Source organism: Microbacterium arabinogalactanolyticum (assembly GCF_030268005.1).
GTDB classification, from domain to species: Bacteria; Actinomycetota; Actinomycetes; order Actinomycetales; family Microbacteriaceae; genus Microbacterium; species Microbacterium arabinogalactanolyticum.
Map to the genome: position 1 here is coordinate 556,173 of NZ_BRZC01000007.1, position 23,672 is coordinate 579,844.

Annotated in this window: 32 protein-coding genes; 20 read left to right on the top strand and 12 right to left on the bottom strand. The window is 70.2% G+C overall.

All coding sequences use genetic code 11. The annotated features are described in order from the left end of the window. The first annotated feature begins 66 nt into the window (after nucleotides 1-66). Nucleotides 67-474, top strand: a complete 408-nt coding sequence (locus tag MIAR_RS14225) for a transferase (protein ID WP_285637308.1) — start codon at nucleotides 67-69, stop codon at nucleotides 472-474. 195 nt (nucleotides 475-669) lie between these two features. Here the strand turns inward: MIAR_RS14225 and MIAR_RS14230 are convergent, their stop codons facing one another. Further along, nucleotides 670-1,329, bottom strand: a complete 660-nt coding sequence (locus MIAR_RS14230) for a LuxR C-terminal-related transcriptional regulator (protein ID WP_285637310.1) — start codon at nucleotides 1,327-1,329, stop codon at nucleotides 670-672. After that, nucleotides 1,326-2,570, bottom strand: coding sequence for an ATP-binding protein (locus MIAR_RS14235; protein WP_285637312.1), 1,245 nt, complete (start codon nucleotides 2,568-2,570; stop codon nucleotides 1,326-1,328). The genes MIAR_RS14230 and MIAR_RS14235 overlap by 4 nt, the downstream gene beginning before the upstream one ends. A gap of 114 nt (nucleotides 2,571-2,684) precedes the next feature. Between MIAR_RS14235 and MIAR_RS14240 the strand changes: the two genes are divergently transcribed. The 4 genes from MIAR_RS14240 to MIAR_RS14255 all read left to right on the top strand — a co-directional run bounded on the left by MIAR_RS14240 (nucleotide 2,685) and on the right by MIAR_RS14255 (nucleotide 6,296). Next, complete coding sequence (locus tag MIAR_RS14240) at nucleotides 2,685-4,304, top strand: PspC domain-containing protein (protein ID WP_285637314.1); 1,620 nt, start codon at nucleotides 2,685-2,687, stop codon at nucleotides 4,302-4,304. After that, nucleotides 4,301-4,687, top strand: coding sequence for a hypothetical protein (locus MIAR_RS14245; protein WP_285637317.1), 387 nt, complete (start codon nucleotides 4,301-4,303; stop codon nucleotides 4,685-4,687). Before MIAR_RS14240 ends, MIAR_RS14245 begins: the two co-directional genes overlap by 4 nt. 73 nt (nucleotides 4,688-4,760) lie before the next feature. Then, nucleotides 4,761-5,441: a helix-turn-helix transcriptional regulator gene (locus MIAR_RS14250; RefSeq protein WP_285637320.1), complete on the top strand. Its 681-nt coding sequence runs from the start codon at nucleotides 4,761-4,763 to the stop codon at nucleotides 5,439-5,441. Between the two features lie 132 nt (nucleotides 5,442-5,573). Further along, complete coding sequence (locus tag MIAR_RS14255; RefSeq protein WP_285637323.1) at nucleotides 5,574-6,296, top strand: LysR family substrate-binding domain-containing protein; 723 nt, start codon at nucleotides 5,574-5,576, stop codon at nucleotides 6,294-6,296. Nucleotides 6,297-6,384: 88 nt separating this feature from the next. Here MIAR_RS14255 and MIAR_RS14260 read toward each other — a convergent pair whose 3' ends face one another. Then, entirely contained in the window at nucleotides 6,385-8,934 is a 2,550-nt protein-coding gene (locus tag MIAR_RS14260) for an ATP-dependent Clp protease ATP-binding subunit (protein WP_285637326.1), read from the bottom strand. 100 nt (nucleotides 8,935-9,034) lie between these two features. On the opposite strand from MIAR_RS14260, the gene MIAR_RS14265 reads away from it, so the two are divergent. Further along, on the top strand, nucleotides 9,035-9,751 hold the full coding sequence (locus tag MIAR_RS14265; protein WP_285637328.1) for a glutamine amidotransferase-related protein: 717 nt from the start codon (nucleotides 9,035-9,037) through the stop codon (nucleotides 9,749-9,751). A 57-nt stretch (nucleotides 9,752-9,808) separates the two neighbouring features. Here the strand turns inward: MIAR_RS14265 and MIAR_RS14270 are convergent, their stop codons facing one another. Continuing rightward, nucleotides 9,809-10,267 carry a glutaminase gene (locus MIAR_RS14270; RefSeq protein WP_285637331.1) on the bottom strand — a complete coding sequence of 153 codons (459 nt, stop codon included), beginning with the start codon at nucleotides 10,265-10,267 and terminating at the stop codon, nucleotides 9,809-9,811. A 16-nt stretch (nucleotides 10,268-10,283) separates the two neighbouring features. After that, on the bottom strand, nucleotides 10,284-10,919 hold the full coding sequence (locus MIAR_RS14275; RefSeq protein WP_285637334.1) for a flavodoxin family protein: 636 nt from the start codon (nucleotides 10,917-10,919) through the stop codon (nucleotides 10,284-10,286). 245 nt (nucleotides 10,920-11,164) lie between these two features. On the opposite strand from MIAR_RS14275, the gene MIAR_RS14280 reads away from it, so the two are divergent. From MIAR_RS14280 to MIAR_RS14295, 4 genes are all read left to right on the top strand, one after another. Continuing rightward, entirely contained in the window at nucleotides 11,165-11,434 is a 270-nt protein-coding gene (locus MIAR_RS14280; protein WP_285637337.1) for a DUF7218 family protein, read from the top strand. Between the two features lie 48 nt (nucleotides 11,435-11,482). Continuing rightward, nucleotides 11,483-12,025, top strand: coding sequence for a Dps family protein (locus MIAR_RS14285; RefSeq protein WP_285637339.1), 543 nt, complete (start codon nucleotides 11,483-11,485; stop codon nucleotides 12,023-12,025). Nucleotides 12,026-12,197: 172 nt separating this feature from the next. Then, nucleotides 12,198-13,061 (top strand): formyltetrahydrofolate deformylase, encoded by an 864-nt coding sequence (purU, locus tag MIAR_RS14290; protein ID WP_285637342.1) that lies wholly within the window; start codon nucleotides 12,198-12,200, stop codon nucleotides 13,059-13,061. Between the two features lie 40 nt (nucleotides 13,062-13,101). Continuing rightward, nucleotides 13,102-13,674: an NADPH-dependent FMN reductase gene (locus MIAR_RS14295; RefSeq protein ID WP_285637345.1), complete on the top strand. Its 573-nt coding sequence runs from the start codon at nucleotides 13,102-13,104 to the stop codon at nucleotides 13,672-13,674. A gap of 16 nt (nucleotides 13,675-13,690) precedes the next feature. Here the strand turns inward: MIAR_RS14295 and MIAR_RS14300 are convergent, their stop codons facing one another. Further along, a complete protein-coding gene (locus MIAR_RS14300) occupies nucleotides 13,691-14,749 on the bottom strand; it encodes an NAD(P)H-dependent flavin oxidoreductase (protein WP_285637348.1) in 1,059 nt (352 codons plus the stop codon). 142 nt (nucleotides 14,750-14,891) lie between these two features. On the opposite strand from MIAR_RS14300, the gene MIAR_RS14305 reads away from it, so the two are divergent. Further along, complete coding sequence (locus MIAR_RS14305) at nucleotides 14,892-15,821, top strand: helix-turn-helix transcriptional regulator (protein WP_285637351.1); 930 nt, start codon at nucleotides 14,892-14,894, stop codon at nucleotides 15,819-15,821. A 228-nt stretch (nucleotides 15,822-16,049) separates the two neighbouring features. Continuing rightward, the gene (locus MIAR_RS14310) at nucleotides 16,050-16,370 is read left to right on the top strand and encodes a DUF7882 family protein (RefSeq protein ID WP_285637354.1); all 321 of its coding nucleotides are present in this window, start codon (nucleotides 16,050-16,052) and stop codon (nucleotides 16,368-16,370) included. A gap of 21 nt (nucleotides 16,371-16,391) precedes the next feature. Here MIAR_RS14310 and MIAR_RS14315 read toward each other — a convergent pair whose 3' ends face one another. Both MIAR_RS14315 and MIAR_RS14320 read right to left on the bottom strand, forming a co-directional pair. Further along, nucleotides 16,392-16,703, bottom strand: a complete 312-nt coding sequence (locus MIAR_RS14315; RefSeq protein ID WP_285637357.1) for a hypothetical protein — start codon at nucleotides 16,701-16,703, stop codon at nucleotides 16,392-16,394. After that, a complete protein-coding gene (locus tag MIAR_RS14320) occupies nucleotides 16,700-17,584 on the bottom strand; it encodes an SDR family oxidoreductase (RefSeq protein WP_285637359.1) in 885 nt (294 codons plus the stop codon). Before MIAR_RS14320 ends, MIAR_RS14315 begins: the two co-directional genes overlap by 4 nt. Nucleotides 17,585-17,768: 184 nt before the next feature. Here MIAR_RS14320 and MIAR_RS14325 point away from each other — a divergent pair, with 184 nt between their 5' ends. Next, nucleotides 17,769-17,993: a hypothetical protein gene (locus tag MIAR_RS14325; protein WP_285637362.1), complete on the top strand. Its 225-nt coding sequence runs from the start codon at nucleotides 17,769-17,771 to the stop codon at nucleotides 17,991-17,993. Nucleotides 17,994-18,029: 36 nt separating this feature from the next. Here the strand turns inward: MIAR_RS14325 and MIAR_RS14330 are convergent, their stop codons facing one another. Then, nucleotides 18,030-18,383, bottom strand: a complete 354-nt coding sequence (locus MIAR_RS14330; protein WP_285637365.1) for a DUF7882 family protein — start codon at nucleotides 18,381-18,383, stop codon at nucleotides 18,030-18,032. A gap of 64 nt (nucleotides 18,384-18,447) precedes the next feature. Between MIAR_RS14330 and MIAR_RS14335 the strand changes: the two genes are divergently transcribed. The 3 genes from MIAR_RS14335 (at nucleotide 18,448) to MIAR_RS14345 (ending at nucleotide 19,980) form a co-directional block, all read left to right on the top strand. Next, nucleotides 18,448-18,759, top strand: coding sequence for a DUF7882 family protein (locus MIAR_RS14335; RefSeq protein WP_285637368.1), 312 nt, complete (start codon nucleotides 18,448-18,450; stop codon nucleotides 18,757-18,759). A 115-nt stretch (nucleotides 18,760-18,874) separates the two neighbouring features. After that, nucleotides 18,875-19,039, top strand: coding sequence for a hypothetical protein (locus tag MIAR_RS14340; protein ID WP_285637370.1), 165 nt, complete (start codon nucleotides 18,875-18,877; stop codon nucleotides 19,037-19,039). A gap of 14 nt (nucleotides 19,040-19,053) precedes the next feature. Next, on the top strand, nucleotides 19,054-19,980 hold the full coding sequence (locus MIAR_RS14345) for a magnesium transporter CorA family protein (RefSeq protein WP_285637373.1): 927 nt from the start codon (nucleotides 19,054-19,056) through the stop codon (nucleotides 19,978-19,980). A 15-nt stretch (nucleotides 19,981-19,995) separates the two neighbouring features. Here the strand turns inward: MIAR_RS14345 and MIAR_RS14350 are convergent, their stop codons facing one another. Together MIAR_RS14350 and MIAR_RS14355 are read right to left on the bottom strand one after the other, a co-directional pair. Beyond that, entirely contained in the window at nucleotides 19,996-20,673 is a 678-nt protein-coding gene (locus tag MIAR_RS14350) for a DUF6766 family protein (protein ID WP_285638530.1), read from the bottom strand. A gap of 2 nt (nucleotides 20,674-20,675) precedes the next feature. Further along, a complete protein-coding gene (locus tag MIAR_RS14355) occupies nucleotides 20,676-20,819 on the bottom strand; it encodes a hypothetical protein (RefSeq protein ID WP_285637376.1) in 144 nt (47 codons plus the stop codon). 163 nt (nucleotides 20,820-20,982) lie between these two features. Here MIAR_RS14355 and MIAR_RS14360 point away from each other — a divergent pair, with 163 nt between their 5' ends. Next, nucleotides 20,983-21,411: a CBS domain-containing protein gene (locus MIAR_RS14360; protein WP_285637379.1), complete on the top strand. Its 429-nt coding sequence runs from the start codon at nucleotides 20,983-20,985 to the stop codon at nucleotides 21,409-21,411. Between the two features lie 26 nt (nucleotides 21,412-21,437). Further along, nucleotides 21,438-21,992 carry an FHA domain-containing protein gene (locus MIAR_RS14365; protein WP_285637383.1) on the top strand — a complete coding sequence of 185 codons (555 nt, stop codon included), beginning with the start codon at nucleotides 21,438-21,440 and terminating at the stop codon, nucleotides 21,990-21,992. 11 nt (nucleotides 21,993-22,003) lie between these two features. Here MIAR_RS14365 and MIAR_RS14370 read toward each other — a convergent pair whose 3' ends face one another. After that, nucleotides 22,004-22,207 carry a hypothetical protein gene (locus MIAR_RS14370; RefSeq protein WP_285637386.1) on the bottom strand — a complete coding sequence of 68 codons (204 nt, stop codon included), beginning with the start codon at nucleotides 22,205-22,207 and terminating at the stop codon, nucleotides 22,004-22,006. 213 nt (nucleotides 22,208-22,420) lie between these two features. Between MIAR_RS14370 and MIAR_RS14375 the strand changes: the two genes are divergently transcribed. Together MIAR_RS14375 and MIAR_RS14380 are read left to right on the top strand one after the other, a co-directional pair. Then, nucleotides 22,421-22,894, top strand: a complete 474-nt coding sequence (locus tag MIAR_RS14375) for an FHA domain-containing protein (protein ID WP_285637389.1) — start codon at nucleotides 22,421-22,423, stop codon at nucleotides 22,892-22,894. Between the two features lie 19 nt (nucleotides 22,895-22,913). Then, entirely contained in the window at nucleotides 22,914-23,663 is a 750-nt protein-coding gene (locus MIAR_RS14380; protein WP_285637392.1) for an SDR family oxidoreductase, read from the top strand. Nucleotides 23,664-23,672: the final 9 nt, after the last annotated feature.

Sequence of the window (23,672 nt, forward strand, 5' to 3'; positions counted from 1 at the left end):
GGGGAATGAAATCGTACGACCCGTGGTTGTAGCTATATCCGGAAGTCTCCGGACACGGGAGGAATCGTGGGCAAGAACTACATCGACATCGAGGACGACCACGGCGAGACGCTGCGTTACCGCAAGCACGTCAACGGTCGTGGTCTCGTCGCGCACGGCGCGAAGGTGAACCCCAAGGCGGTCGTCGAAGCCGGGGCCTATGTCGAACCCGGGGCGAAGATCGGAGCCGGGGCGCGCGTCGCCCGCGGCGCCTGGGTCGACTCGGATGCCGTGATCGGCGAAGACGCCTACATCGACGCGCACGCGCACATCGGCCAGGGGGCCGTGATCGGCGACGGCGCGCATGTCGGCGTCCGCACCGAGATCGGCGCGGGGGCGCGCATCGCACGCGGGGCGCGGATCGGCGATGACGAGACCGTCGCCGCTGGTCTCCGCATCGCGACCGATCGCAAGGGACTCTGGCTGGCAGCCTGAGCCCCGGGACGCAGCATCCGTCGTCTCCCGGTGCGACGGATGCTGCCCTGACGCGCACGCGACGCGTGTCTCAGAAACGGCGGGAGTGGGCATGGCGCACGCGCACCTTCTGGGACAAACGCGCCAGCGCGTCTCGGAAGCGGCGCGTCCGGATGCCCGTGACCCGCCGGAAGTGGGACATGACCATCCCCGCGGTCACAGCAGCCGGCGCTCGGATGCCCAGACCGTGAGCTCGTGTCGTGAGGAGAGCTGCAGCTTGCGCAGCACCGCGGACACGTGGGTCTCCACCGTCTTGATCGAGATGAACAGTTCGGCGGCGACCTCCTTGTAGGCATAGCCGCGGGCGATCAGCCTCATGACCTCCTGCTCGCGCGCCGACAGCCGATCCAGCTCGTCGTCCACCGCGGCCGTCTCGCCGGCCACCGCACCGAAGGCGTCGAGCACGAAGCCCGCCAGACGCGGCGAGAACACCGCGTCCCCGCCCGCGACGGCGTGCACGGCCTTCGAGACCTCCACGCCCGATGAGCCCTTCGTGATGTACCCGCGGGCGCCGGCGCGGATCACCCGCACCACGTCCTCCGCGGCATCCGACACGCTCAGCGCGAGGAAGCGCGCTGTCGTGGGAGCGGAGCCGCGGATCACGGACTCGCCGCCCGTGGCATCCGCGCCTGCACCTCCCGGAAGATGCACGTCGAGGAGCACGACGTCCGGCATCTTCTCGCGGATCGTCGCGATCGCCGAGGGCACGTCCGCGGCCTCGCCCACCACCTCGACGGTCTCGTCCAGGTCGGCGCGCAGGCCGGAGCGGAAGATCGAGTGGTCGTCGACGATCACCACGCGGATGCTGTCGCTCATGCGTCCTCCGATCGCAGCGGCGCCCCCGCGATCCGCAGGTGCACCTCGGTGCCGTTCTCGTCGCTGCGCACGGTGCCGGACCCTCCCGCCCGCCGCATCCGCCCGATGATCGACTGCCTGACCCCGAGGCGGTCACCCGGCACCTCGTCGAGGTCGAATCCGGCGCCGCGGTCGCGGATGAACACGTCGACGCCACTCGTCGAGCCCTCGATGTACACCGAGACCTCACCGCCGGCGTGCCGGGCCGCGTTCAGCATGGCCTCGCGCGCCGCCGCAGCCAGCTCGCCGCTCGCCCGCTCGGTGGAGAGTCCGGCGGAGACGACGTCGATGTGCACGGGATAGTCGAGCTCCAGTGCTCCCGCGTAGTCGCGCAGGTCCGTCGGCAGATCGCTGTCGGCGGGGGCGTCCCCGTCGTACAGCCACGCCCGCAGCTCGCGCTCCTGCGCCCGGGCGAGACGGGCCGCCTCGCTGGAGGCGCCCGCGCGGTTCTGGATGAGCGCGAGGGTCTGCAGCACCGAGTCGTGCAGGTGCGCGGCCATCTCGCTGCGCTGCTCCTCGCGGATGCGACGCACCCGCTCGCCGGAGAGCTCGCGCCAGCGATGCATCAGCGACGAGGCGAACATCGCCAGCAGGCCGGCGAACGGCGCGAGCAGGAGCACCGGCCCGGTCGGACGCGCGACCATCGCGACCACCATCACCACCAGCAGCACGACCGCGATCCCGCGCACGACGCCCGCCTGCCGCGGTCCCCGGGTCGGGTCGATGCGATCGATGAGGTCCGCCCACAGTGCAGCCCCGACCAGCAGCACGACGGGTCCCAGCAGCAGGATGCCGAGGTCGAGCAGCATCGGCATGCTGCCGTCCACGCCCAGATCGGGCAGGTAGACGCCGAGCATGTATCCGGTGCCCAGCTGCTGCAGCATGATCAGCTCCAGCAGCGCCCCGACGGCCAGCAGCACCCATGCCACCGGGGCCTTCCGGGAAGGCGCGGACTTCCCCGGCTCCCACGGCGTGAACACCCAGCACCAGACGTACAGCAGCACCCCCGCGCCGCTCAGCACGGTGAGCGCGATGAACATCGCCCGCACCAGCCCCGTCGACACGCCCAGGTGCCGCGCCAGCCCCTCGGCGGTGCCCGAGATCAGGCATTCACGCGCACGCGTCAGCTCCGGACGCGGCGGCGGGACGGCCCGCGGCGGTCGCGCCAGAGGCACCAGCGGATGCTGCGCTGAAGAGGACATGACGCCATCCAACCATCCGCGCGTGACGTAACCGGGGCTCCGGGGCAAGGATCAGGGGCGAGTCAGGGGATCACCCCATGGCGGCGCCCGCCGGCGCGCCGACAGGATCGAAGCATGACCTTCCCGACTGCCCCGCCTCCGGCACCGGAGCGACCTGCATCGCACGACACCACCCGACGATCCGATCGGTTCTTCGCTTGGGTGTCCGGCCTCGGCGTGGCCCGCTCGGACGGCTGGATCGGCGGCGTGGCGGCGGGCATCGCGTCGCGGCTGCGCATCGATCCGCTCATCGTCCGCGGCATCCTCGTCGTCGCGGCCCTGTTCGGGCTGCCGATGATCCTGCTCTACGCCGTGGCGTGGGCGCTGCTCCCCGACCCCGAGGGCCGCATCCACCTGCGCGAGCTGCTGCGCGGCCGCTTCGAGCCCGCGCAGCTCGGGATCCTCGCCGGCTTCCTGATCGGAATGCTGTCGGTCACGCCGACCGTCGGACTGTTCCTCGTCGAGCGGATCATCAACCCGTACTCGTTCCAGACATTCGGCCCGAGTCCCTTCGGCGTCTTCCTCTTCATCGTCGGGCTGGTGCTGGTCGGCATCCTGCTCGTCCTGATCGTGCGCGCCGCGCGCCACACTCCGGGGGGTGACGCGTCGGACCCGCGAATGGCTTCAGCGGCGGCGCAGACTCCCCCGTTCCCCTCCGCTCCGGTCGGCTATTCGGGTGCCGCCGTCGATGCGGAGATCCGAGAGGAGGATGCCGGCGTCGACTCTGCTTCGGGTGCAGAGGTCGAGTCGCCGGCATCCTCCCTCACTCTGCCGATGACGGGTGGCGAGCCCTCCGCCCCTCCTGCGGATGCCGAGGCGCTGGACGCCTGGCGCGCCCAGCATGCTGCCTGGCAGCAGCAGGACCAGGCGTGGCGCCGTCAGCAGCAGGATGCCGAGCGCGCCGCACGCGATCAGGCCCGCGCCGAGCGGCAGACCGCTGCCGCGGCGTTCGCCGCCGAGGCGGCCGAGCGACGCCGGATCCGCCGCGCCTCCAATCCGCGCGCAGGTTTCGCCTACGTCGGCACGACCATCGGCGTGGCTCTGGTCGTCGCCTCCGCCGTGTGGCTGCTGTCGTCGGATCCCGGCGTCACGACGGGCGCCCTTGCGGTGCTGTCGGCATCGCTGGTGTTCGCCTTCGGCATGGTGATCGCGGGGGTCGCCCGGCGACGGAGCGGATTCCTGGCGTTCCTCACCGCGGGGACCCTGGTGGCAGGCCTCATCACGGGTGGCGCGGCGACGTTGGGAAACGTGGCGTTCGGCGAGGCGACGGCGAGCAATGTCCGGGAAGGCACCATGCGTCAGCCTTTCGGGAACATGCTTGTGTACCTCCAGAACACGGCGGATCGTGATTCCTATCCGGTGACGGTGCACAAGGGAGTCGGGTACACGGAGATCTTCGTCGGCGAAGGCGTCGAGCTTCGGCTGACCGCGACGGTCGGCGACGTCAACGTGTACGGCAATCGGATGGAACTGGACGCCGAGGGCAACTCCGTCGGCGGGGGGAACGACGCCTTCACCGGCACGACGCGGGCTGATGGCCGCACGGTCTACCGGGAGACGATCTCCTCACCCGTGAACCCGGCATCGCACGACGCGCCGTCGTCGATCACCGTCGTCCCCGTGACCATCGACCAAGACGCAGGCGACATCGTCATCACCTATTCCGCCCTCACTGACAAGGAGGCCGAGAAGTGAACACCGAGCCGACCGTCCCGCTCCCCGAGACCATGTCCGCGCCCGATGCCGAGCACGCGACGCTCCCGCTCGAGGAATCGATCCTCCCCACGTCGGAGGGTTCCGACCCGCTCGCGGAGGCGCCGACCACGGCATCCGCTCCTCCACCCCGCACCCGCTGGGCCGCGATCGTCTGGGGTCTGTGCTTCGCCGCGATCGCCTGGTTCGGGATCTGGATGCTCAGCGACCGCGAACGTCACGACAGCGTGACCGACTGGCTCGCCTCCCTGAATCCCGGAACGATCACCGCGTTCGCGCTTCTGAGCCTGGGTGCACTCGTGCTCATCAGCGGGCTCGTCGGACTGATCCGGCGCGCGCAGCGCCGCCTCACGAACCAGAGTTGAACGTTGATGCAGACCACTGCAGACTCTAAAAGAGGATAAGGTCAAAAATAGAGTCGCTTTCCCAGAGGTCACCATGGACATCACCGCACAGGCGTCGAGCATCGGCAGCCTCGCCGACGAGACCCGGCGCGCCCTGTACGAGTACGTCGCGGGGCAGACCGAGCCGGTCAGCAGGGATGCCGCCGCCGACGCGGTCGGCATCGCCGCGCACATGGCCCGCTTTCACCTCGACAAGCTCGTCGAAGCAGGACTTCTGGACACCGAGTTCCGCCGTCTGTCCGGACGCACAGGTCCTGGCGCTGGCCGCCCGTCCAAGCTCTACCTGCGCGCAAGCGGGACGATCTCGTTGTCCCTCCCCGAGCGCCGCTACGACCTCGTCGGTCACCTGCTCGCGGGCGCCATCGAGCGCGCCGCCGAGGGCGCGGACCTCGACCGCGCCGTCGCGGACGTCGCCCATGACGAGGGCGTGCAGATCGCCGCATCCGCTCCCCGACCCGCCGAGCCCGCGGAGGACCTCGATCGGGTCTCCGCGGTGCTCGCGGCCCAGGGCTTCGAGCCGCACGAGGAGGACGGCGCGCTCATGCTCGCCAACTGCCCGTTCGACTCGCTCGCCCGCGATCACACCGCCCTGGTGTGCTCGGCCAACCTCGCGCTGATCGGCGGAATCCTCGAGGGCATGGACTGCACGCACCTGCAGGCGCACGGCGAGCCGCACGTCGGCCAGTGCTGCGTGGCGATCCGCGCCGAGGTCTGAGCGAAGCATCCGCTCGCCGGGCCTGAGAACAGGAGCATCGCCGAGAACAGGACGTTTCGGCCGAGAATCCTCCTGGCCTCGACGATCCCCCTGTTCTCGCGCGCACCTCCGCGACCTCGTTACGCTGAAGCAATGAAGAACGACCGGCGCCGCCCCGCACGCCCGCGCCCGGGCAAGCCGGCGCCGAAGAAGGCGCAGCAGAAGCCCGCAGCACGAAAGGCCGCGCCGAAGAAGCCGTCGCCCCAGCCCCGACCGGCACCCGAGGAGCCGCGGATCCTTCGCCTCGGGCTGGTCCCCGGCACGACGCCCGGCAGGTGGATCGACACCTGGAAGGAGCGGATGCCGCACGTCGAGCTCGAGCTGGTGCCGATGTCCTTCGCCGAGCAGCGCGAGCAGCTCGCCGAGGTCGACCTCGCGCTCGTGCGGCTGCCGGTGGCGCGTGCGGAGGACCTGCACGTGATCCCCCTCTATGACGAGCTTCCCGTGGTCATCGCGGCGAAGGAGTCGCACCTGATGGCCGCAGACGATCTCACCGCCGACGACCTCGCCGGGGAGGTGCTGATCACCCCGGGCGATGACGTGCTCGGCACCCTGGACCTCCCCACCGTCGCCCCGCGGTTCCCCACGATCGAGACCACCGAGGACGCGGTGGCTACCGTCGCCTCCGGAGTCGGCATCCTGGTCGTGCCGATGTCGCTCGCGCGACTGCACAAGCGCAAGGACGCCGACTACCGCATCCTCCGCGACGGCCCGATCTCGACCGTCGCCCTCGCCTGGCCGCGTGACGTCACCACGCCCGACGTCGAGACCTTCGTCGGCATCGTGCGCGGGCGCACCGCGAACTCCTCGCGCTGACCCTCGGCTCAGCAGCTGGAACAGGTCATGGGAATGGCCGCCTCACCGAGGGTGAAGCGGCCATTCGAAGCACCTGAGGTCGAGCCGATCAGGCCGCCGTCGCCAGGTGGGCGGCCGAGCTCACGGTGAGGGCTCCCTCCGCGGCATCCACGACCACCCGGCCGCCGTCGACCAGCGAGCCCTCGACGAACAGGTCCGCGATGCGGTCGTCCACCTCGTTCTGGATCAGCCGGCGCAGCGGGCGCGCGCCGTACTCCGGCTCGTAGCCGTGCTCGCCCAGCCAGGCCACCGCGGCATCCGTCACCTCGAACGAGACCTCACGACCCGCGAGCCGCGCGGCGGTCGCCTGCAGCATGAGCCGCACGATCTCGCCGAGCTCCGTCTGAGACAGCTTCTGGAAGATCACGATCTCGTCGATCCGGTTGAGGAACTCCGGACGCATCGCCTCCCGCAGCTTGCCCATCACACGGGCCTTCAGATCCTCCTGGGAGGCGAAGCCCGAGGCCTCCTGCGACGCCACGAACCCGAGCGCACCCGACCGCGAGGCCAGGAACTCCGAGCCGATGTTCGAGGTCATCACGATCACCGTGTTGCGGAAGTCGACCGTGCGACCCTGGCCATCGGTCAGACGACCGTCGTCGAGCACCTGCAGCAGCAGGTTGAACACGTCGGGGTGCGCCTTCTCGATCTCGTCGAACAGCACGATCGAGTACGGGTTGCGCCGCACGCGCTCGGTGAGCTGACCGGCCTCGTCGTAGCCGACGTATCCCGGAGGGGCGCCGACCAGACGCGACACCGTGTGCCGCTCGCCGAACTCGCTCATGTCGAAGCGGATCACGGCGTTCTCGTCGTCGAACAGGCGATCGGCCAGGGCCTTGGCCAGCTCGGTCTTGCCGACGCCGGTGGGACCGAGGAACAGGAACGAGCCGACCGGGCGACGGGCGTCGCCCATCCCGGTGCGACTGCGACGCACGGCCCGCGCGACCGCGGTCACCGCGTCGTCCTGCCCGATCACACGGGCGTGCAGGTCGGCCTCCAGCTCGTGCAGCCGCGACCGCTCACTCTCCGTCAGCCGGCTGACGGGGATGCCGGTGGCGCGCGAGATCACGGCGGCGATCTGCGCCTCGTCGACGACAGCCTCGCCCGAGGCGGAACCGGACGCAGACGTGCGCGACTCGTCGATCCGGCGCTGCACGTCGGCGATCTCGTCGCGGATGCGCGAGGCCTCCTCGTAGTGCTCGGCGCCGACCGCGGCGTTCTTGCGGGATTCGAGATCGGCCAGCTCCGCCATCAGCGCGCTCACGTCGGGCACGACGCCGAGGCGCAGGCGCAACCGGGCACCGGCCTGATCGATCAGGTCGATGGCCTTGTCGGGCAGCACCCGGTCGGGCAGGTAGCGTGCGCTCAGCTCGACGGCCGCGCGGATCGACTCGTCGGTGAAGGTCACGTCGTGGTGCTCCTGATAGGCGGGCTTCAGCCCCTGCAGGATGCGGACTGCGTCCTCGATGGAGGGCTCGCCGACCTTCACGGGCTGGAAGCGGCGCTCCAGTGCCGGATCCTTCTCGATCCGGCGGTACTCGCTCAGTGTGGTCGCACCCACGAGGTGCAGGTCGCCGCGGGCCAGGCGGGGCTTGAGGATGTTTCCGGCATCCGTGCCGCCCTCGCCCGAGCCGCCCGCGCCGACCACGGTGTGCAGCTCGTCCAGGAACACGATGATCTCGCCCTTGTGGGCGGAGATCTCGTCCATGGTCTTGGTGAGACGCTCCTCGAAGTCGCCGCGGTAGCGGGTGCCGGCGAGCATCCCGGGCAGGTCGAGCGACACCACGCGACGATCCTTCAGCGCAGCCGGCACCGCGCCCTCGACGATCGCACGGGCCAGGCCCTCGACGATCGCCGTCTTGCCGACGCCGGCCTCGCCGATCAGCACCGGGTTGTTCTTGGTGCGACGGCTGAGGATCTCGATCGCCTGCTCGATCTCGACGCTGCGGCCGATCACGGGGTCGAGTTCGCCCGCGCGGGCGCGCGCCGTGAGGTCGAGGCCGTACTTGTCGAGCATCGGGGTCTCGGATGCCGGGTTCTCTGCCGACTCGTCCTGCGGCGCGACGCCGGCGTGCACCGGTTCTCCGCGCAGGCTCTGCGTGAGCGCCTCGGCCGTGACACCGGCACGCGCGAGGATCTGGCCCGACGGGGCGTCCTGACCGATCACAAGCGCGAAGAAGACGTGCTCGGGCTCGATGTAGGTGGAGCCCGAGGAACGGGCCACCTGGTACGCGTGGAACAGCACCCGGCTGGCACTCGGGGTGATGGTGGCGGCGCCGTCGTCGGAGGACTCGCCGGGCATCGGCAGGCGCGCATCCACGGCATCCACGATGGCGGCGGGGTCGACGCCGATACGGGAGATCGCCTCGGCGACGGCCTCGTCGGCGACGATCACGCGCAGGACGTGCAGCGCATCGAGTTCGGTCTGACCGCGCTCGAGCGCGAAACGACCGGCACGCTGCAGGATCTGCTGGGTGCGCGCGGTGAGGAAGCGGCTGAGGTCGATCGATCGCGCCTGCCGGGCCTGCTCACCTGCGAGGTAACGGGCCAGGAACTCGTCGAACGAGCCCGAGCCCGCCTCGTTGAAGTCGTTGGGCATGGGGTTTCCTCTCAAACTTGAGCGTACTTCTGTCAAGTTCAACAACAGATGATGACGCCTATTCCCGGTGGAGCGCAAATCCGCGAATAGACTCGATCGCATGTCCTCGGTGCTCTACGTCTGCGTGCGCCCGGAGCGCAGCGCGGCCGACGCCGAGCACCGCTCCTTCGCCCGCGATCTCGGCATCCCGGAACTGGATCGCCTCGACCTGTTGCACGCGTCCCTGGAGACCGTCGAGTGGCAGCAGTACGACGGCTTCGTGATCGGCGGCTCGCCGTTCAACGTCACGGATGCCGTGAAGGACGAGACGCAGCAGACGGTCGAACGCGACCTGGAGCGCATCGCGGACCGTGCCCTGACCGGCGCCGCCACGGCGCTGTTCACCTGTTACGGGATCGGCGTCGTGACGCGGATGCTGGGCGGCCGCGTCACCATGGATCATCCCGAGCGCGTGCAGGCGGCGCGCATCCGCCTCACCCCCGCTGGCGCGGAGGATCCGCTCTTCGGCCCGAACGCGCCGGCGATGAGCGTGTTCACCGCACACAAGGAATCCGCGGCCGAGACACCGCCGGATGCCGTGCTGCTGGCCACCAGGGACGACTGCCCCGTGCAGGCATACCGCGTCGGCGAGCACCTGTACGCCACGCAGTTCCACCCCGAGGCGTCACCGCAGGACTTCGCCGATCGGATGGCGGTGTACCGCGCGTCCGGCTACTTCGACCCGAGCGAGTACGCGGCCACCGAGCGAATGGTCCTGTCGGCATCCGTCGACGGGGCCGACCTGCTGGGGCGGTTCCCCGCCCTGCTCGGGCGCTGAGCGCCCCCGGAATGGGCTTGGTTGCGGAGCCTGTCGAAGCACCCCGCAACACGGACGTCAGCCCCGCAGCAGGGCGATCTTCTCGTCCAGGTAGCCCGCCAGCGGCATCAGCCCGCCCGTCGCCGACCAGCGCACCGCCGGTTCGCCGTCGAGCAGCGCGAGCGGGCCGGAGGCCCCGCCTGCATCCAGGGCATCCGCGTCCAGCCGCTCCCAGCCGAGATGCACGACCTCACCCTCCGCGAATCCGCCGCGCCGGGCCATCGCTCGCCGCTCGGCGCGCGCCCGGGACGATTCCGCGGTGTACCCGCGGCGCACCTCCTCGGCGGCGCGGAGGATCTCGCCGGTGGCGAGCACTCCGTCGTCGGTGAGCAGCAGCACGCCCAGATGCCAGGCATCGCCGACCCGCACGATCCGGTCCCGCCGCCAGCGCGAAGCGCGCAGCAGGCCGAGCCCCTCGCGCGGGACGCCGGCCAGCCGCTCCCGCGCAGCGGCGAGGAGTGCAGCGGTCGTGGTCACCCGTTCAGGCTAGCCGTCACGCCGCGGAGGGGTATCCCTCCCGCTTCAGCAGCCGGGCCATATGCACCGCGTTGGCGACGGCCGTGCTCATGGACGACTGCACGGAGGCGGGCGTCTCGGGCAGATCCTTGTAGTCGGTCTTCTGCATCGCCTCGCCGTTCCAGTACACGCATCCCTGCGCAGGCACGCTGAACCCCACATCGCCCAGCGACTGGTAGAGCACGGCCACGATGTGATGCGCGCCGTCCTCGTTGCCCACCACGCCGGCCAGCGCGACCTTGTCGAACATCGTGGGGCGCCCCTCGGCGTCCGTCTCCCCGAGCTCGGCGTCCAGGCGCTCGAGCACGCGCTGCGCGACACTGGACTGCTGGCCGAGCCACGTCGGGGTCACGAGCACGACGATGTCGGCGGCGAGCACCTTCTCACGAAGCGAGGGCCACTCGTCCCCCTCACCCATGTCCTTGTCCACCCCGGGCAGGATGTCGTGGTCGACCGCCCGCACATGCGATGTCGCGACACCGTGCTCCTCGAGCAGACTGCTGATCTGCCCGCTCATCTTCTCCGAGCTCGACTGCGCAGGCGACGGCTTGAGGGTGCAGGAGATGGTCAGTGCGGTCAGCCGGCTCTCGTGCTGCGGCGTCGGGTCGTCCATGATGGTTCCTCTCGATCGGTCGGGGCGTGCCCGTGCGTACGACCTGCAGGGCGACACTCGCACCCGATGACCGCGGTGTCCCCCGCGTTGACGCGCCCCTCCGGCGGTGCTAACGGGCGACGCTTCGCGGTGCCGTCATGAGCCACTCGGGTGCACGCCGGCGCCCAGCGCTGTCAACCCCCTGTCGGCGACGGCGGGCGCCTCGGCATCCTGGCGGCACAGACACGACGGAGAAGGAGAGCATCATGCCCCGTGGACGCGGTTCGAACAGCCTCAAGGATCCGGATCTCTACGAGGAGCTCCGTGACGACGGAGCGTCGAAGGAGAAGGCCGCGCGGATCTCCAACGCGGCTGCCCGCGACGGGCGGAAGTCCGTCGGCAAGCGCGGCGGCAAGGCCGAGGACTACGAGGATCGCACGGTCGACGAACTCAAGTCCCGCGCGAAGGAGCTCGGCCTCAAGGGCTACTCCGGCAAGCGCAAGTCGGAGCTGATCTCGATGCTGCGCGATCACTGACGACGATCACCGATGACCCCCACCCAGACGAACCGGAGGAGAACGAAGATGACGCCCACGAAGAAGCCGAGCTCGACGCAGGCCACGAGGAAGCAGAACACGACGCCGCTCACGAAGGACCAGAACGCCGAGAGCGGATTCCACGCCTCCGAGCAGCTGGGCCAGAGCCTGCAGCGGGTGCTGGTCGACCTGGTGGACCTGCAGATCCAGGGCAAGCAGGCGCACTGGAACGTCGTCGGCAAGAACTTCCGCGACACGCACCTGCAGCTGGACGAGGTGGTCGAGGCGGCGCGGCGACTGGGAGACACGGTCGCCGAGCGGATGCGGGCGCTGCACGCGATCCCCGACGGGCGCAGCCGCACGGTGGCGGACACCACGTCTCTGCCGCCGTATCCGGACGGGGAGGTCAGCACGACCGAGACCGTCGACCTGGTCACCGAGCGGCTGGAGGCCACGATCGCCACGGTGCGCGACGTGCACGACGCGGTCGACGAGGAGGATCCCACCAGCGCCGACATCCTGCACGTCGTCCTCGAGGAGCTCGAGCAGTTCGCCTGGATGGTCAGCGCCGAGAACCGCACCCCGGCGTGATCCACTCTCGCGGCGGTGGTCCTCCCGCCGCCGCGAGGCCGCGGGTCCGGCCGTCATGCACCCGCACGGCCGGTGCATGACGGCCGGGATTCGCCGGGTCGGCGCGAGAAGGGCAGAATCGAGGCACACCTCCGCGTCTCTCCGCCCGAGGGATCTCAGCTCAGGAGCATCCATGCCTCAGTCCGACACCGCCCGCCTCCTCATCGCCTGCGACGACCAGCCCGGCATCGTCGCCGCCGTCGCCGGAGTGCTGGCTTCGCACGGGGCCAACATCATCTCGCTCGACCAGCACTCCACGGACGCGCACGGCGGCCGCTTCTTCCAGCGCACGGTGCTGCACCTGGAGGGCCTCGCGGCGAACCGCCCCGCGCTCGAGGCGTCCATCGCCGAGGTCGCCGAGCGCTTCGGCATGGAGTGGTCGCTGCACGACACCAGCCACCGCAAGCGCGTCGCGATCTTCGTGTCGAAGTACGACCACTGCCTGATGGAGCTGCTGTGGCGCACGCAGCGCGGTGAGCTCGACATCGACGTGACGATGGTCATCTCGAACCACCCCGACCTCGCGGAGTCGGTGCGCTCATTCGGCGTGCCGTTCGTGCACATTCCGCGCGGCGACGGACCCGATGCCAAGGCCGAGATGGAGGAGCGCCAGCTGGAGCTGCTGCAGGGCAACGTCGACCTGGTCGTGCTGGCGCGCTACATGCAGATCCTCACCGACGACTTCATCGGGCGGATCGGCGCCCCGGTCATCAACATCCACCACTCCTTCCTGCCGGCGTTCATCGGCGCGAACCCGTATGCGCGCGCCAAGGAGCGCGGCGTCAAGCTCATCGGCGCGACCGCGCACTATGCGACGGCCGACCTGGACGAGGGCCCCATCATCGAGCAGGACGTCACCCGCGTCACGCACGCCGAGTCGGCCGCCGAGCTGCAGCGCCGCGGCGCCGACGTGGAGCGCTACGTGCTCGCACGCGCGGTGAAGTGGCACGCCGAGGACCGCGTGATCGTGCACGGCCGCTCCACGGTCATACTCTGAGACACGGCCGCACTCTGAGACGGAGAGCCGGGAGGTCCACATGCCGAAGCTGATGATCGTCGTCGGGAGCGTGCGAGAGGGCCGCATCGGCCTGCCGATCGCGCAGTGGGTGCGCGGAGCCGTCGAACGGCACGGCGGGTTCGAGGTCGACTGGGCGGATCTGAAGGAGATCGGTCTGCCTCTCATGACCGAGCCGAATCACCCGCGGCTGCGGCAGTACACGCAGGCGTCGACGATCGCATGGAGCGAGCGCGTGGATGCCGCGGATGCGCTGATCTTCGTCCAGCCCGAGTACAACTTCAGCTACTCCCCGGCTCTGAAGAACGCGATGGACCACCTCTCGCAGGAGTGGTGGCGCAAGCCGCTGGGCACCGTGAGCTACGGCGGGGTCTCAGGCGGCACGCGCGGCACGGCTGCGCTGAGGGTTCCCGAGATGGCCCTCGGTCTCGTGCCGACCACGGTGAACGTCGAGATCCCGTGGGCGTTCAAGCAGATCGAGGACGGTGTGTTCACGCCACTCGACTCGCAGGCGACGATGCTGGAGCGGATGCTGAACGAGCTGACGTCGCTGGACGCCGCGCTCGCGCCGCTGCGCGCGGCCCCGCGTCCCTGACCCGCGGGACCCCACGTCAGGCGGGGACGCCCGCCAGCAGCTCGGCGAAGACCTCGGATGCCGCGTCCCAGCGCGCGAGCGGGGCGGACTGCCCGAGCCACAACGACTGCAGGTCGCCCAGATCGCGCTGGCCGGCGACCGCGCGGAAGCGCCCGGTGAGCCAGTTCTGCGCCGGGAACGGTGCGATGGCGCCGGATGCCTCGATCTCGCGGACCGCGCGGTTGGGAGCGCCGCGCGACAGCCGGCCGCTCATCGCGCGGGTCAGCACCGAGGCATCCGCGGCCGTCGACCGGATCGCGCCGCGGTGCGCGTCGTTCGCGGCGGACTCCGCCGTCGCTAGGAACGAGGTGCCGACCTGCACGCCCGATGCGCCCAGCGCGAAGGCGGCTGCGACGCCGCGCCTGTCGCCGATGCCCCCGGCTGCGATGACGGGCACGTCCACGGCATCCGCCACCTGCGGCAGCAGCGATACCAGCCCGACCAGAGACTCCTCCGCGGGCTTCAGGAACGACACGCGGTGCCCGGCCGCCTCGGCGCCGGTCGCGACGATCGCGTCCACCCCGCCGTCGGCCAGTGCGACGGCCTCGGCCACGGTCGTCGCGGTGCCGAGCACGCGGATGCCGCGTCGGTGCGCCTCCTCGACCAGGGCGCCCGACGGCACGCCGAAGACCACGCTGAGCGCCGCAGGGGCGGCCTCCCAGATCGCGTCGAGCTGCTCCTCCAGCGAGGGGAGGTACCGCTCGGGCCGCGCGGGAGGCTCCAGGCCGACCTCGGTGAAGAACGGCTCCAGCCCCGCCGCGTAGCCGTCGTGCTCGGGACCGGGCGGCACCTCGTCTCCGGTGGGCAGCCAGATGTTCAGCGAGAAGGGCGCGGAGGAGGCATCCCGCAGCTCCGCCGCGGTCGCGCGAATCCGCTCCCCGTCATAGCCGTACAGACCGTAGGAGCCGAGACCGCCCGCCTCGCTCACCGCCGCCGTGAGGGCGACCGACGAGAGACCGCCGAAGGGCGCCAGGACGATCGGATGCCGGATGCCGAGCAGGTCGGTCAGTGCGGACGATTCACACGAGTCGGTCATGATCCGAGGCTACGCCGGTGCGCCCGCGCCGTTACGCGCGTCGACCGGGGAGCGCGTCTGTCAAGCCCCACGGGCCGACCGGAATACTGGGATAGGTTTCCTGGAGGGGGCAGGGCGTCTCCGCTGATCCCGGGTGGAGTTCATGACCGTACTGCGTCTGTCGACGCGCGATGCGTCCCAGGTCGAGGAGACCTGGAAGCAGTTCGTGCCGTCGGCCGCCCTGCAGCGCGTCGACCCCGAGCGGTTCCGTTTCGACTGGTTCTCTGCGGCGGCGCCGGGCTTCAGCCTGGTGCGCTACGACCTGCGCGCCCAGATCCACTCGGTCGTGGAACCCGAGGATCAGCTGCTGGCCTGCCGGGTGACGGGCACGAGCGCGGAGGTGCGCACGAAGCGCAGCCCTCTCGACGCGGGCAGCCCCTGGATCACTGACGGGATGCGCGTGGAGGCGCGATGGGAATCCGCGCACGTCTCGGCGCTCGTCTTCGACCGTCGTTCGGCAGAGGATCTCGCCCGGCGCATGTGCGGCGACGACGCGCTCCGCCTGCGTGTTCAGGCCGGTGCACCCGACCGTCGCGCAGCTGCGGGGCACTGGTCGAAGACCCTGGACTTCATGACCGCCACGCTCGAGGACTGCGGCGACGACGACCTGGTGCTCGCCGGGCTGCACCGCCAGGCCCTGTGGCTCGTCCTCACCTCCTTCCCGACGACCTTCCGCACGGCGCTGGAGCAGGACCCGCAGACCCGTGCGGCCCCGACGACCGTGCGCAGGGCCCTCGACTTCATCGATGAGAACGCGCACCTGCCGATCACGGTCGACGACGTCGCCTCGGCCGTGCACATCTCCACGCGCGGCCTGCAGTACGCGTTCCGGCGCGCCCTCGACAGCACGCCGGCGGAGCGGCTGCGACGCGCACGTCTCGACGGCGCGCACCGCGAACTGCTCGCAGGCACGTCCGACTCGATCGCCACCGTCGCGCGCAGGTGGGGGTTCGCGCACCCGTCCCGGTTCTCCGCCGCCTACCGCGATGCCTACGGCGTGCCTCCCGCGGTGACGGCCGGGCGACGGCGTTGACGGCTGCCGCACGGGTATTGATGACAGGCGGCGAACAGCCTCTTCGCCTGTGACGTCATGCGTCGCGTCCCTGCGTCGTGCCGATGCCGCCGCACGATAGATTCCTGTAGCCCGCCGATCCATGACGGGCATCCGCTCTATCCCCCAGGAGTGCACGTGAAAGGTCGTCATCCGATCCCGCCTCACCCCGCCCAGGGCCGCTCGCGCGGCGGACGGCGCTGACCCGGAATGGGAAGCCTGTACTACGGCGACGCGCATGATCCGATCCTCATCGAGGACCGCGCGCTCGCACACCTCAAAGTGGTCATCGCCACCAAGCTGCGCCGCAACGAGAGCTTCACCCTGTCGTGGCGCCACGCCGAGGGCGCTCCGGTCGGCCGCAGCACGATCTGGCTGCATCCGTCCATTCCGCTCCGCTTCGTGTTCGACGAACCGGAACCGCCGCCGCTGAGCCGCACCTGGATCGAGGAGCTCGCGCACTCGGCGAATTCGAGCGGCGGAATCGCCCTCGTCGACGAGCACATCGAGAACCCGCCGCCGGAGGACTGACTCCGGCGGCGGGTGGGCCGATCAACGCGGGGGGAGGTGCGGGATCGGCGAGGGGGCCCGGGAACGGTCGGATGCGGCGCTGACCGCCGCATCGAGGTCGCCGAGCAGCTGGGCGAAGTCACGGAACCTGGTCCGGCGCGGGCACGGCCTGCGCAGCCACAGCACGTCGAGCGTGCCTGTGCTGTTGCGCTCCACGTATGCGATCAGGCAGTCGGCGTCGCCCTGACGCCGCGCACGATCGCAGATGCGCCAGCTGTCCCGCCCGAGCCAGGTGACATCCCAGTCCCCGCGCGGAGCCGGGGCGCTCGGCGGGTCGGAGAGCACGGTGCTCATAGCGGCTTCCCGCCGGTCACGGCGAGCACGGCGCCTGAGGTGTACGACGACTCGTCGGATGCCAGATGCACATACGCACCGGCGAGTTCCGCCGGCTGCGCGGGGCGGCCGAGGGGCGTGTCCTTGCCGAAGCTCGCGAGCTTGTCGGCATCCCATCCCGTCGCGGGGATCAGGGGCGTCCAGATCGGCCCCGGTGCCACGGCGTTCACGCGGATGCCGCGCTCGCCCGCCTCTTCGGCGAGCGCCTTGACGAAGGCGACCTGCGCCGCCTTCGTCATGGCGTAGTCGATCAGTCCCGGGGAGGGGTTGTACGCCTGGATGGACGCCGTCACGATGATGGCGGCCCCTGGCTCGAGGTCGGGGTACGCGGCCCGGGCGGTGAAGATCGTGCCGCCCAGGTTGGTGTCGAACACCCTGCGCATGTCCTCGGTGCGCAACGTGTCGAAGCTGTCGATGTCGTGCTGGTACGCGGCGTTCAGGACCACGATGTCGAGGCCTCCCAGTTCGTCCCGAGCCCGTCGCACGGCATCCGTCGCGAACTCCTCGTCACGGAGGTCGCCCGGGATGCTGAGCCCGGTGCGGTCTTCCTGGCGGATCAGGTCCACAGTGCTGTCGGCGTCGTCCTGCTCCTCCGGCAGGTGCACGATCGCGACGTCGGCACCCTCCCGGGCGAAGGCGATGGCGACGGCCCGGCCGATGCCGGAGTCACCGCCCGTGATCAGCGCCCTCCGCCCGTTCAGCCGGCCGTGGCCGACGTAGCTGGACTCGCCATGGTCCGGCTCCGGTTCGGTTCGGTCGGTCTTCCCGGGCTGCTCCTGCTGCTGCGGAGGCATCGGCTCGTCCCTGTGCGCGTCGCGCGGATCCTTGGTGCTGTCGCTCATCGTCGATCCCTCTCCGGTCTGTATGCCGAAGACGCTGTCATGGGCCACCACCGGGAGCCAGGGGGTTGACACCCGCGCCGGTTCCCGTACGCGCGCGCGAAAGGGATGTCAACGGGCATCCGGCGCCACGAGACCCGGTGCACAGTGGCCCTCGAACGCAGTCGCAAGGCGGAGAGGAGACGCGATGAGCGGCATCGATCAGGGCATGATGCCCGAGCACGTGCAGCCGCAGCACGCGGAGGATGACACCGGCCCCGGCGAGCCGGAGCAGGATGAGAACGGGGCGGACACCGGCGCCGAGGACGAAGCCGAGCCCAACCGCGAGCACCGTGCCGAGGAGCCCAAGCCGGTCGGAAAGGACCCTCACCCCGAGGGCGGGTTTCCCCACAGCAGCCAGCGGAAGCCGTAGGCGTCCAGCCGGTGTCGGCAGGATCGACTCAGCCGATCACTGCTCCGGCTGCGGTGCCTGCAGCTCCTCGGTGGACCCCCCGCCATCCCCGGCGTCCGGCGGCTCGGGCACGAGGTACAGCCCTCCGGGCGAGTTGGCGGTGAAGGCCAGCGCCTCCGTCCAGCCCCGGTTGATGGAGGGCTGCCTGCTGCCGTAGTACTTGAACACGAGCGAGCTGCCAGGGTGCATCCACACCGTCGTGCGGCCGCCGCCGACGCTCACATCCTCACGCCAACTGAACGGGAACGGCTCGCCTCGTCGGAGCTTCGCGGTGATGACGAGCTGCAGGTGCATCAGAGCTCGATCCTCGATCTCCGTTTTGACGCCGTTCTCGTAGACGAACTTGCCCATGTGCTGCCTCCGTGCGCTGGAAGCGGAGTGACGCATTCCATTTATGAGGTCTACGTTAGGCGATATGGGACTGCTATACTACGGCGGAACGTCCGATCCCATCGAGATCGAGGACCGGGCGCTCGCGCATCTCAAGGTCGTGATCGCCACCAAGCTGCGGCGCAACGAGAGCTTCACGCTCTCGTGGAAGCACCCCGAGGGCGGTGCCCCGGGCCGCTCCACCATCTGGCTGCACCCCTCCATCCCGCTGCGCTTCGTGTTCGAGGCCCCGGAGCCTCCCGAGCTGCACGCGGAATGGATCACCGCGATGGCGCACTCCGCGAACACCAGCGGCGGGATCACCCTGGTCCCCGAGGACATGGCGCCGGCCGAGTAGACCGCCGCGATGGCAGGTCCACGGGCCCGTCGTCAACCCCCTGTTCGAGAATCCGGCCTCTTCGTAACGTGTGATCAGCCGGGGCACCTCCGCCCCGCCGGACGAAGGGATCGTCATGAACCTGCTGTTCATCATCATCGCGGTGGTCGCGATCATCCTCGCCATCACCGGCGGCCTCGTGCAGTCGCTGAACTTCCTGCTCTGGGTCGGACTCGTGCTGCTCGCGCTGGCGGTGATCGCCTGGCTGATCAGGGCGATCTCCGGTCGTAACGCGGCCTGAGTCGCGTGGCGGAAGTGCCCTCGACGAGGGCTGCCGACGGCGCCTTCACCTGGGTCGAGTTCGTCGATCGCGATCAGCGCGACGTTCTCGCCGAGGTGAGGCGCCTGTCGGCGCACCCGGCGATGTTCGAGGACTCGCTCGGGCGGGGACGCCCTCCGAGACTCGAAGTGCTGGACGGACAGCTGCTCGTGATCGCCTGGGATCTCGATCCCGACAAGGCCACCAGCAAGCCGGGAGACGTGGTCATCCTCACCGGCGATTCGTGGTTGCTGACCGCGCAGTGGGACGGCGATGGACCGGCGCGACCTCTGCGTCCTCTCATCGAGCGCGAGCATCCGAGCGGGGCCACTCCGCTGGGCGCCGCGTACCGCGCCCTCGCAGCGGTCGTGCAGTCGTACGAGGCCACGGTGGCGTCGATCGAGAACGAACTCGACGAGGTCGAGACCGAGGTGTTCGATCCCGCGGTCGACGAGGACTACCAGCGCATCTACCGCCTGCGCCGGCGTATCGGTCATGTGGACCGGGCGGCATCCGCCCTGCGCCAGGGGTTCGAGACGAACGCCGATGCGCTCGACGATCTGCTGGAGGACGAGCCGACGCTGCATGCGTACTTCCGGCACATGCGCAGCGACCTCGTGGCGCTCGCCGACCTGCTCTCGACGCAGCGCATGGCGCTGGACGCCGTGGTCTCCAGCCATGAGAGCAATGTGTCGTCGCGCCAGAACCGCGACATGCGCACCATCGCCGCCGTCGCGGCGCTGCTCGCGCTGCCGACGGTGGTGGCCGGCATCTACGGGATGAACTTCAAGGACATGCCTCTGCTCCACATCCCGGTGGGCTGGGTGTTCGTGCTGATCGGCACGGTTGCGCTCGACGTCGCGGCGGTGCTCGTGTTCCGGCGCCGCGGCTGGCTGGGCGCGGACCATGGGCGCGACCGCTGAGCGGGCCGCGCCAGATCACTCCGACTCGACCGCCGACACGGCGTGCGGCGTGCCCACCGGCTTGGACTCCGCAGAGCCGCGCTGGCGCAGATAGATCGAGAATGCGACCATCGTGCCGACCGCGAGGAACTCGGACTGCCAGTTCTGCAGGGTGCGGTCCCAGAAGTCGGCGGAGACCACATACTCGGCCCAGGTCGGCGCGGGCATGCCGTGCATCGCCGCCTCCTCCCCCGCGACGATCGTGCCGCCGAGCGACTGCGCCAGCCAGGAGAGGGCGAAGACCGTTCCCATCACGATCAGCAGGGAGTTGCCGTACACCGTCCGGCGCCAGCCCGATGCCCGCGCCCAGCGCGGCGCACCGTCCGGTGCGTACCGCCCGACCAGCTGATCCTCATCGCTCTCCGGCCCTTCGTCCCCCGGCTTCTTCGACTCGGGTGACCCGCGCTGCACGAGCCACACGGTCGCGCCGATGAACAGGAAGAACTGCAGGAACTCCGACTGCCAGTTCTCCGCCACGTCCACCACGAAGTCGGGCGAGAGCACGAACGCGAGGAAGTCGGCGGGCGCCCGCCCGTGCTCCGTCATCTCCTCGACCTGCCGGAAGTAGCCGGCCACCGACTGACCTGCGAGCGCCAGCAGGAACAGCAGCAGGAAGAACAGTCCCAGCGCGTTGTCGCGCAGCATCCGCCGCATGGTCATCGACCTCCGATGATGATCGCGAACATGATCGCCAGACCTCCGAAGGTCACCGTCATCCACACCCAGAACACCACCGCGGGGCCGCGCCCGGCGGGCTCGCCCTTCTCCCCCACCGGTTCCACGCTGTCCACCTGACTCATCCGGTCCTCCTCACTGTCAAGACGAGACGACGTCCCGATGCTGGCCCGGCGACAGCCGGATGCCCAGACCCTTGACGCCGGTAGCGCGGCCTGTCAACCCCCTCAGCGACCCGCCGAGCACTCCGTATCCTCGGCCTTCCGAGCACCAGGAGAGGGAGAGATCATGACGCTGACGACGGAGGTCCTGGTGAAGGACATCATGACGCCGGGGGCACGCTGCATCGGCGAGAACGACTCGCTGGAGACCGCGGCCCGCTTGATGGCCGATCTGGACATCGGCTCGCTGCCCATCTGCGGGGAGAACGGAAAGCTGAAGGGCATGCTGACCGACCGCGACATCGTCGTCAAGGCGATCGCTCACGGCCGCTCCGCCGCCGACACGCGGGCGGGCGCCCTCGCCGAGGGCACGCCTCTGCTCGTCGACGCCGAGGACGGAGTGAGCGCGGTGCTCGAGCTCATGCAGAAGCATCAGGTTCGCCGCATCCCGGTGCTCGACGATCACGTGCTGGTCGGGATGGTGGCCGAGGCCGACATCGCCCGCAGCCTCGCCCCGCAGCACACGGGCGAGACCGTCGAGCAGATCACCCGCTGAGCAGTGCCGCACGGAAGGAGACAGACATGGACACCGACACCGATGCGACGGAGAACGGGTCCGGCACGCACGCCGACACCGAGGCGATGGCGAAGGACATGAGCCGGCGTCCGGCCGACGCCACCACGACCCACGCCGCCTGGGGCTCGGGCGATCCGCATCTGCTCGTCTCCCGGGAGGATGTCAGGAACGCCTTCCCGCTGACCGCGGACGAGACGCGGATCGGCTCAGCGCCCGACTGCGAGCTCGTGCTGGACGACGCCGATCCGGTGCACGCGACCATCGTCCACGACGACCGCGACGAATACGTTCTGACCATGCACGGCGAGGGCGAGATGAACGCCTGGTCCGAGGACGACACCCGCACGGAGATCCTCCGTACGGGCGCGCGCTTCACCGTGGCCGACTGGTCGCTGGTGTTCATGCGCGAGGAGTACGCCGACCACGGCCGCCCCTGGGGCGGCCGTGAGGGCGGCGAGCTCTCCGATCAGCCGCCGCAGCCTCAGCGTCCGGACTATGCGGCCGAGCGGGCCGGCGAACAGGACGAGGACGACCGCGGCTGGGAGGTGCGCAACGGCTGAGCTCTCAGGCCTCAGTCGACCGCCTCGCGCTGAGTGCGGATGAAGTCCCAGTCACGGTCACTCAGCCGCTCCTCGCGCGGCATCCGGGTGCCGGTCAGGGCCTCCACCTCTTCCCGCACGAGGTCGGGGATGATCTCGCCGTCCAGGGCCTCCAGCGTGTTCTTCGCGTCCGCGGACAGCAGCGGCCACCAGGTATGGATCTCGGGGTCGGTCAATTTCGGACTCCTCTCGCGATGTGCCGATGCTCGCATCTGACGTTCCCTCGGCGCAGGGGGTTGACAGCCCGGCATCCGCAGATCACCGCCCGGTGGGCCGCAGACCGGCGTATCGTCGAGACAGAGGCTTACGCGACCTTCTGGCGTCAGGAGGGTCGACGAGAGCACCTTCCCGCCGGCCCGAGGAGTCATCCACGGATAGGAGGAAGGGTCATGGCTGAGAAGCTGCACGGATACGCGCCGACGACGACGCACGCCGCCTGGGGTGCGGGTGATCCGCACCTGCTGATCTCCCGCAACGACGAGGACCGCTCGGTGCTCCATCTCGGAGCCGAGACCGTGACGATCGGCTCGGATGAGGGCCGCACGCTTCGGCTGGAGGGGGCGGCGCCCCTGCACGCCACGATCGTGCACGACGACCGCGACGAGTTCGTGCTCACGATGCACGGCCCGGGGCGGATGAACGCCAGCAGCCCGGAGGGCGAGCGCGGTGAGCGGGTGGAGACGCTGCGCACCGGAGCGCAGTTCACGATCGGGGACTGGATGCTGGTGTTCAGCCGCGACGAGTACGCGGACCACGGCCGGCCGTACGGCGGCCGCAACGGCGGTGAGGGAACCCACCAGGAGCGGCAGCCCGAGCGCCCCGACTACCCGGCGACCGGGGAGATCCCGGTTCAGCGCGATTGACCGCGCGTAGCGTGGAGGCATGGCAGAGTTCATCGTCGTGGGCGGCACGGGACAGATCGGCGTGAAGACGGTGGCGCGTCTGCGCTCCCGAGGACGGGAGGCCGTGGCTGCATCGCCGAGCAGCGGAGTCGATCTCGTCAGCGGCGAGGGCCTGGATGCGGTGCTCGCCGGCGCCTCCGTCGTGATCGACGTCTCCAAGCCGCGCGCCGGGGATCCGGCATCCGTGCGGGAGTTCTTCACCACCGGCATCGCGAACCTGCTGCAGGCCGAGCGCGAGCACGGTATCCGCCATCATCTCTGCCTGAGCATCGTGGGATCCGATCGCCCGCACGACGTGCCGTTCTACGCCGCCAAGGTGCAGGGCGAGGCGCTGGTGCGCGAGGCGGGGATCCCCTGGACGATCGTGCACGCCACGCAGTTCTTCGAGTTCGCCCCGGCGATCGCCGCGATGGCCGAGCAGGGTGATGAGGTCGTGCTTCCGGATGCCCTGGTGCAGCCCGTCTCGGGCGCCGACGTCGCCGAGGTGCTCGTCGAACTCGCGCTCGGCACGCCCCTGGAGTCCGACATCGAGATCGCGGGTCCCGAGCGGATGCGCCTGACGGACTTCGTCTCGCGCGTGCTGCGCGCCCGCGGAGACTCGCGAGTGGTGCGGTCAGGGCCCGAGGGACGGTACTTCGGCGGCGGCCTGGAGCACGACACCCTGCTGCCGGGAACGGATGCCCGTATCCTGCCGACCCGGTTCCAGGAGTGGCTGATAGCCTCGGCCTGAGGGAAGGGG

Excerpts from the sequence above, each read along its gene's own strand:
- MIAR_RS14230 (WP_285637310.1), bottom strand. The coding sequence starts at position 1,329 with ATGAGCGACAGCATCCGCGTGGTGATCGTCGACGACCACTCGATCTTC.
- MIAR_RS14235 (WP_285637312.1), bottom strand. The coding sequence starts at position 2,570 with ATGTCCTCTTCAGCGCAGCATCCGCTGGTGCCTCTGGCGCGACCGCCG.
- MIAR_RS14240 (WP_285637314.1), top strand. The coding sequence starts at position 2,685 with ATGACCTTCCCGACTGCCCCGCCTCCGGCACCGGAGCGACCTGCATCG.
- MIAR_RS14250 (WP_285637320.1), top strand. The coding sequence starts at position 4,761 with ATGGACATCACCGCACAGGCGTCGAGCATCGGCAGCCTCGCCGACGAG.
- MIAR_RS14255 (WP_285637323.1), top strand. The coding sequence starts at position 5,574 with ATGAAGAACGACCGGCGCCGCCCCGCACGCCCGCGCCCGGGCAAGCCG.
- MIAR_RS14260 (WP_285637326.1), bottom strand. The coding sequence starts at position 8,934 with ATGCCCAACGACTTCAACGAGGCGGGCTCGGGCTCGTTCGACGAGTTC.
- MIAR_RS14265 (WP_285637328.1), top strand. The coding sequence starts at position 9,035 with ATGTCCTCGGTGCTCTACGTCTGCGTGCGCCCGGAGCGCAGCGCGGCC.
- MIAR_RS14275 (WP_285637334.1), bottom strand. The coding sequence starts at position 10,919 with ATGGACGACCCGACGCCGCAGCACGAGAGCCGGCTGACCGCACTGACC.
- MIAR_RS14280 (WP_285637337.1), top strand. The coding sequence starts at position 11,165 with ATGCCCCGTGGACGCGGTTCGAACAGCCTCAAGGATCCGGATCTCTAC.
- MIAR_RS14285 (WP_285637339.1), top strand. The coding sequence starts at position 11,483 with ATGACGCCCACGAAGAAGCCGAGCTCGACGCAGGCCACGAGGAAGCAG.
- purU (WP_285637342.1), top strand. The coding sequence starts at position 12,198 with ATGCCTCAGTCCGACACCGCCCGCCTCCTCATCGCCTGCGACGACCAG.
- MIAR_RS14295 (WP_285637345.1), top strand. The coding sequence starts at position 13,102 with ATGCCGAAGCTGATGATCGTCGTCGGGAGCGTGCGAGAGGGCCGCATC.
- MIAR_RS14300 (WP_285637348.1), bottom strand. The coding sequence starts at position 14,749 with ATGACCGACTCGTGTGAATCGTCCGCACTGACCGACCTGCTCGGCATC.
- MIAR_RS14305 (WP_285637351.1), top strand. The coding sequence starts at position 14,892 with ATGACCGTACTGCGTCTGTCGACGCGCGATGCGTCCCAGGTCGAGGAG.
- MIAR_RS14310 (WP_285637354.1), top strand. The coding sequence starts at position 16,050 with ATGGGAAGCCTGTACTACGGCGACGCGCATGATCCGATCCTCATCGAG.
- MIAR_RS14315 (WP_285637357.1), bottom strand. The coding sequence starts at position 16,703 with ATGAGCACCGTGCTCTCCGACCCGCCGAGCGCCCCGGCTCCGCGCGGG.
- MIAR_RS14320 (WP_285637359.1), bottom strand. The coding sequence starts at position 17,584 with ATGAGCGACAGCACCAAGGATCCGCGCGACGCGCACAGGGACGAGCCG.
- MIAR_RS14325 (WP_285637362.1), top strand. The coding sequence starts at position 17,769 with ATGAGCGGCATCGATCAGGGCATGATGCCCGAGCACGTGCAGCCGCAG.
- MIAR_RS14330 (WP_285637365.1), bottom strand. The coding sequence starts at position 18,383 with ATGGGCAAGTTCGTCTACGAGAACGGCGTCAAAACGGAGATCGAGGAT.
- MIAR_RS14335 (WP_285637368.1), top strand. The coding sequence starts at position 18,448 with ATGGGACTGCTATACTACGGCGGAACGTCCGATCCCATCGAGATCGAG.
- MIAR_RS14340 (WP_285637370.1), top strand. The coding sequence starts at position 18,875 with ATGAACCTGCTGTTCATCATCATCGCGGTGGTCGCGATCATCCTCGCC.
- MIAR_RS14350 (WP_285638530.1), bottom strand. The coding sequence starts at position 20,673 with ATGCGGCGGATGCTGCGCGACAACGCGCTGGGACTGTTCTTCCTGCTG.
- MIAR_RS14355 (WP_285637376.1), bottom strand. The coding sequence starts at position 20,819 with ATGAGTCAGGTGGACAGCGTGGAACCGGTGGGGGAGAAGGGCGAGCCC.
- MIAR_RS14360 (WP_285637379.1), top strand. The coding sequence starts at position 20,983 with ATGACGCTGACGACGGAGGTCCTGGTGAAGGACATCATGACGCCGGGG.
- MIAR_RS14365 (WP_285637383.1), top strand. The coding sequence starts at position 21,438 with ATGGACACCGACACCGATGCGACGGAGAACGGGTCCGGCACGCACGCC.
- MIAR_RS14375 (WP_285637389.1), top strand. The coding sequence starts at position 22,421 with ATGGCTGAGAAGCTGCACGGATACGCGCCGACGACGACGCACGCCGCC.
- MIAR_RS14380 (WP_285637392.1), top strand. The coding sequence starts at position 22,914 with ATGGCAGAGTTCATCGTCGTGGGCGGCACGGGACAGATCGGCGTGAAG.